Source organism: uncultured Porphyromonas sp. (genome assembly GCF_915070105.1).
Taxonomy (GTDB): Bacteria; Bacteroidota; Bacteroidia; order Bacteroidales; family Porphyromonadaceae; genus Porphyromonas.
In genome coordinates, this window is sequence record NZ_CAJZFJ010000096.1 from 1 (window position 1) to 5,834 (window position 5,834).

At 54.4% G+C, this 5,834-nt stretch carries 4 protein-coding genes; 1 reads left to right on the forward strand and 3 read right to left on the reverse strand.

Annotated elements, in window-relative coordinates:
- Window positions 1-794 precede the first annotated feature (794 nt).
- Window positions 795-1,544 carry an NERD domain-containing protein gene (locus QZ554_RS07985; RefSeq protein WP_297195676.1) on the forward strand — a complete coding sequence of 250 codons (750 nt, stop codon included), beginning with the start codon at window positions 795-797 and terminating at the stop codon, window positions 1,542-1,544.
- A gap of 130 nt (window positions 1,545-1,674) precedes the next feature.
- Here QZ554_RS07985 and QZ554_RS07990 read toward each other — a convergent pair whose 3' ends face one another.
- The 3 genes from QZ554_RS07990 to QZ554_RS08000 form a co-directional block, all read right to left on the reverse strand.
- On the reverse strand, window positions 1,675-3,030 hold the full coding sequence (locus QZ554_RS07990) for a hypothetical protein (RefSeq protein ID WP_297195677.1): 1,356 nt from the start codon (window positions 3,028-3,030) through the stop codon (window positions 1,675-1,677).
- A 15-nt stretch (window positions 3,031-3,045) separates the two neighbouring features.
- Window positions 3,046-4,008 carry a leucine-rich repeat domain-containing protein gene (locus QZ554_RS07995; RefSeq protein ID WP_297195678.1) on the reverse strand — a complete coding sequence of 321 codons (963 nt, stop codon included), beginning with the start codon at window positions 4,006-4,008 and terminating at the stop codon, window positions 3,046-3,048.
- Window positions 4,009-4,115: 107 nt separating this feature from the next.
- On the reverse strand, window positions 4,116-5,012 hold the full coding sequence (locus tag QZ554_RS08000) for a leucine-rich repeat domain-containing protein (protein ID WP_297195679.1): 897 nt from the start codon (window positions 5,010-5,012) through the stop codon (window positions 4,116-4,118).
- Window positions 5,013-5,834: the final 822 nt, after the last annotated feature.

Consider the following 5,834-nt stretch of genomic DNA (forward strand, 5'->3'; position numbering starts at 1 on the left):
CTAGGAGGGATGAGTGTACACGTGTGTACACAACAGTATACCCACGTGTACACAATGGTATACACGCGTGTACACTACCTCGCTCTAAGTATATCCTCTGTAGGGCTTGCTTGTATGTCTGTTTCTTGGCGATAATACGTAGGATCTCTAGGGATGGGCTAAGATTCCCTGGGATATGAACTAATATCCCCGAAGATCCAAAGGCTGGAGTGTGCGAGAGAGCTCATGCATCGGCCCTATGATAGCCCCCCACTTGGGGGCTCACTGTGCCCCTACTTGTTATATTACCCCATACTGGCAGGGGGAAGACCGAGCCCCCTATTAGCCCACTACCTCCGACCTTGTAAGCTAGGACGTAGTGGACACAAGTGCTTGTGCGGATGTTACGCTAAAACGGGAAGTCCCTACGGCATTCAGAGAGGACGCTGTAGGGACTTCGTACCTTGACTGAAGCTGTCACACGGCATCCCTTTCTCTTGGTCTTTTATACCTCGGTGATCAGTCGTACATTTGCGTACAACATACCGACTATATGAAGCAGACTCCTCCCATCCCCAGCCACCGACAGACACAGCCCCAAGTCCCTCCCTCGCTGTACAAAGCGTACCCTCGTAGGTCTCACCAAAGAGCGAATGGACAGGAATGGGGCTCGGACTCCGCTCTCTGTAAAGCCAATAACGAACAGAATATAAGCTCAAGCAACACCCCAAGGAGGTATCAGCCCGCAGTCTCCCGCCCCTACTTAACGGAGAGCCCCCCATCCTCCCCTACGAACAAATAGAATACGAACGCAGATGATGTCGCTATTTCTACCTCTTACTCTCGTCCTGCTCCTACTATCGCTTTTCCTTAAATGGAATGAAGCAAAGATCAAGGGGCGGATCGGCGAGAAGCGTGTCTCCTCTGTCCTATCTACCCTCCCTGATGGCTACTTTCCGTTTGATAACATACTCCTCCGGGACAGTGGCAGATCCACACAGATCGACCACGTCGTCGTGTCTCCCTACGGCATCTTCGTCATCGAGACAAAGAACTACAAGGGCTGGATCTATGGGAGAAGGCATGCTGAATACTGGACACAAAATATATACGGGACGAAGTTTCCCCTGCGCAACCCAGTCAGACAGAACTATGCCCATACCAGAGCTCTACAGGGGCTACTAGGGATACCTCTAAATCGGTTCGTTCAGATCGTGGTCTTTCTCGATAGGGCTGAGCTAAAGGGGTATATGGATGAGCGTGTGGTGTACCTGAGCCAGCTACGGGAATTCATCTTGAGCCACTCGACGGAAAGGCTAACGACCGAAGAAGTGGCCTCATTTAGGGATCTTATCCACACCAGTGATGTCCGAGGATCGAAAGCAGCGAAGCGGCATATCCTATACGTTCGGGCAAGAGTGCAGGAGCGACAGCGACTGATCGAGAGCCGTATTTGTCCGAGGTGTGGAGGGCAATTGCTCGTTCGCCAAGGGCCATACAGCTCCTTCCTAGGCTGTAGCAACTACCCACGCTGTCGCTTCACCGCCTCCGACTCGGGGCACTGATCTCACTACGGCGCAAGAGCTACCAGCGAAGACTTATACACGCTGGAGCTCATACAAGTAGCCCCGATGGCGTCCTTGGGATGCCATCGGGGCTACTTGTGTGCGAGAGCGGGATTGTAGTGACCTCGCCTTAGAGTGGGATATTGACCTTGGCGGGAAAGACTCTCTTGGGGTCACCGAAGCGGGCTATGGCCTCCGCCATCACCCCCTTGCTGGGCTTCAAGATACCCGAGAATACCTCCCGTCCATTATGCCGAACCACTACGGGCTTAGAGAAGTCCACTTCGTCGATATAGAGCGTCAGCGAGCCCTCGGCAGTCCCCTTCAGGAGCTTGGTCTTGACCTCGAAGGTATTGCCCTCATGCTGCACGTCTAGGTGTAGACGGGCATCCCTACTGTGCTTCACCTTACCGAAGCCCAGATAATAGACACCATCGGAGAAGCCATCATCTATATTGTAGTAGGTATAGCTGATGTGCTTGGGGTAGGTGCGTCGCTTATGCTGGGCTAGCCATGGAGTCATCGTCAGATAGGGGATCGTATGCCCGTGGTCGGGGATGATATTGCTCTCGTGGATGAAGTCTCCGGGGTTTGCCTTCGCTAGCTCATCGAGCTTGTCCCTCCAGTCCCTAGCGTTGAGGCTACGATCATACTCGTAGTCACGTGCACCGACGTCGAAGCGCAGGGCCACATTGCGCAGGTTCTCTGCTAGGTCAAGGTGTTCAATAGCCGCAGCCAAGGGGCCAATGGCAGCGAAGTAGTCAGGCATATAGAGAGCTAGGCGGAAGGTTCCATATCCCCCCTCGGATATCCCCGTGAGATAGACTCTATCGGGATCTGCCTCGCCCCTAAGTACCGCTATCTGATAGGCTCGGCGGAAGGCGACACGCTGCGGAGCATAGTGCCACCTCCCCTTGCGATCATCTGCCATACGAGGGACGAAGTACAGAGCAGGGCGATTGGGGTAACGATCCGTGAAGGACATCAGGGTGTACCACTCCCGCTCGTTGATCTCGGAGGTCCAGGGGCCTGGCTCTGCGGGGTATCGCCCTCCACCATGGAGGTTGATGAAGAAGGGATAGCCTCCCTCTGGCTTAGCCCCTTGGGCGAAGAGACGCAGCTGCATCTCTTCGCCCTGAGGGATCTTCCAGACCAGTGCATTGAGCGAACCTATCGCCCAGGCTTGGGTGGCGAGTCGCTCGGCATTGGCCCTGCGCCACAGCTCCCACATACGCTCCTGCTGTGCTGGATAGTCTTGTGGGGTGATGTAGTCGGTATAGCTGGCTTCGGGAGCGTCCTGTGCAGCATCCGTATCTATCTGCTGTCGTAGATAGTGCACGAGCACATCATCGCTCACGGTGGAGGCCTCATCCCCACGGTCTGGTCGGGTCTGCGAGCATCCGCCGAGAAGGCCAAGCGCTATGACCGATAGGGCTAGAGCCGACAGACGAGCTCGACACCTGCCTATATATGTCGGTATGTGCATGGGCTGGGCTTCTAGTTAGATTTCCTCGAAGCGGCTCGCCTTGTCCGAAGACCAGCCCCACTTGTCTAGGAAGCTCTGTGTCTTGCCCTTGGGGACACGGATCACGCACTTGCGCTTGCCCCCCTCTTCCCACACAACCGATCCGAAGGGATTGAGGAGCTGGCCATTCGTCCCCTTTTGTAGGGCAGGAGCATCCCCGAGGAAGGTAATGCGCTCTAGCTGTATACATTCGGCGAAGGCCTGAGTCTGTAGCTCCGTCACCCCAGCGGGGATCTCGATGGTACGCAGGCTCTTGCAGAAGTAGAAGCAACGGGCAGGGATGATCTTGATCTTGCTGGGGAGGTTGATCGTCTCCATCTTATTGTTGTTCCAGAAGGCCTCAGGCAGGATCTCCTCCACCGACTCGGGGAGGGTGATCTTCTTGACCCGCTCGTTGAAGAGCGCCCCACCGAAGATGCGGAGCTTGTCCCCAGGGAAGACGATCTCCTCGGCACGGGTGTAGCTGAACCACCCCGTGGCGATACGTCTCAGCGTAGCTGGTGCGATGATCTTCTTGAGACTCTTATTGTCCTTCAGCCCATACTCATCATCGGTTATCCCGAGGGCGACACGGCTTAGGTCTACCTCTTCGAGCTTCTGAAGGCTGTAACGGATGAAGTCACAGTCGTCCTGATTGATAGCTCCAGAGGTCAGGAGTAGGAAGCGAACCTTAGTGAGATCCTTCCCCTTGAGTGCAGCCTCTAGCCCCCCAGCCTGAGGGACAGCGACCCTCACCTCGCCCTCACGTAGGGCAGGCAGAGGATCATTAGGATTAGGGTTGGTGGGGTTAGCTGGATTATTAGGCTTCTTCGTGGCTCCCGAATGACCATTAGTATTCTCTTCCTTCTTAGCCTTTGGCTCAGTCCTGGTACAGGCAACGATCGTCGAGCCAACTAGGATAGCCATGCTACAGAGGGTGATTAGCTTCTTGTAGTTCATAGTGGTATATCTGAGTGAGAATAGATGATGACCGCACAGCCCCTCTTCTATCATAGAGGCTAGAGAGGAGGGCTGTGCGAGGATCGTGGATAGGTAATGCTGGTCTCTTATTCGGCCTCAACGAACCACTGTGCACTCCGAGCCTTAGGGCCCCAGCCCAGCGCCTTGAGGTAGTCAGCCTTCGTCCCCTTAGGTACGGTGATCTTGGGCTCAAGCGAAGTGAAGTCGTAGCCCTCGAAGGCGTTTTCATCTAGTTCGTTGGCGGTGAACTTCGGTACAGGGCACAGGAAGACGATCTCCTTGAGCTTGGCACATCCAGCGAAGACATTGTCCTTGAGCTCCGTCACACTGGCAGGGATCGTGAGCTTCGTCAGGCGGCGACAGCCCTTGAAGGCTTCGGCAGGGATGCTCTTTAGGCTCGTGGAGAGCGTGATCGTCTCGAAGTTGCTATTGGCAAAGGCTGCGACACCGAGCTCCTCGACAGAGTTAGGGAGGACGATGCTCTTCAGCTTCTCGTTGTAGACGGCTCCACCGAAGCTCTTGAGTTTATCGCCGGGGAAGACGAGTTCGGTCGCTAGGGTGTTGGAGAACCACGCCTTCTGCGTCTTCTCTATATTGGTAGGAGCGGTGATCTTCTTGAGCGTACTATTGCTGTCAAAGCCTTTGTCTTGCTCCCCAAGGCTCAGGGTCGCAGCACTGAGATCGATCTCCTGGATCTTGAGGCTCTTCGTCACATAGTCTAGGTCAGCCTGGTTCAGCGTGCCCGAGCGGACGACGAGTTTGGTGAGCTTCGCTAGGTCTTCGCCCTTGAGCGCAGCCTCTAGCCCCCCAGGAGTAGCGACTGCTACATGAGCCTCGCCGGGGATCTTAGGGGTCTCGGGCACGACAGGCTTCGTCGTCTCATTAGGTTTCTTCTCTTGCCGAGGGGTCTCCTTGCTGCAGGAGACGAGCAACATCCCAGCCACAGCTATGTAGCCTAGGGTCGCCAATCTGTAAAGTTTCATCACGTTAGTAGTTAGAATTGTTGTACTATTGACCAGTAGACAGTAGGGTGCTAGCACCCTAAAAACGGACGTAAAGATAGAGCCATTCGGAGGATTAAAACGAGTAACTATCGGGGTACACATTTGTCGGTATATAGGCAGGAACAAACTGGATCATAACGCCTTGCACATCCCCCACGGCGAGATACCCTCCTTTACACAGCATCTATCACGGAGAAAAATACATAATTGTAGGTAGACCTATAAACTAGTCCTACAAGGTGCATCTCACTCCCCAATAGAGACAGCCCTCACAAGGCACCCAAAGCCCAACCCTGCTGCCCCTACGTCTCATACCCTCATCAGCTACGCATACCCGTGTAGTAGGTGTAGACACACCGAGCGTATACCTCCTACCTAGGAGGGATGAGTATACACGTGTGTACACTCTAGTATACCCACGTGTACACAACAGTATACACGCGTGTACACACCCTCGTCCTCGGTATGTCCTCTGTAGAGCTCGCTCCTAGGGCTATTTCTCGGAGCTAACGACTAGGGCCACTAGGAATACGGCCAAGACTCCCTAGGGACACAGCCAAGACACCCTGAAATAGGAAATTAATCCGCCCAAAGAGCCAAAGGCTAGAGCGGACGAAAGAAATCATGTGTCGTAGCTGAGACACAAGGATATCTAGCTTGTGCATTTGCGAAAAAGCACTATCTTTGCACCGCATTTTGTGGCTCGGAGGGATGCGCCCTCCATAGGGTCACAGAGTGGAAGGGCTTGTCTCGTGGTGTAATGGTAGCACAACAGGTTTTGGTTCTGTTTGTCAAGGTTCG

Bases quoted from the DNA above. Each gene is read 5' to 3' on its own strand.
- QZ554_RS07995 (WP_297195678.1), bottom strand. From the start codon at position 4,008: ATGAACTACAAGAAGCTAATCACCCTCTGTAGCATGGCTATCCTAGTT.
- QZ554_RS08000 (WP_297195679.1), bottom strand. From the start codon at position 5,012: ATGAAACTTTACAGATTGGCGACCCTAGGCTACATAGCTGTGGCTGGG.
- QZ554_RS07985 (WP_297195676.1), top strand. From the start codon at position 795: ATGATGTCGCTATTTCTACCTCTTACTCTCGTCCTGCTCCTACTATCG.
- QZ554_RS07990 (WP_297195677.1), bottom strand. From the start codon at position 3,030: ATGCACATACCGACATATATAGGCAGGTGTCGAGCTCGTCTGTCGGCT.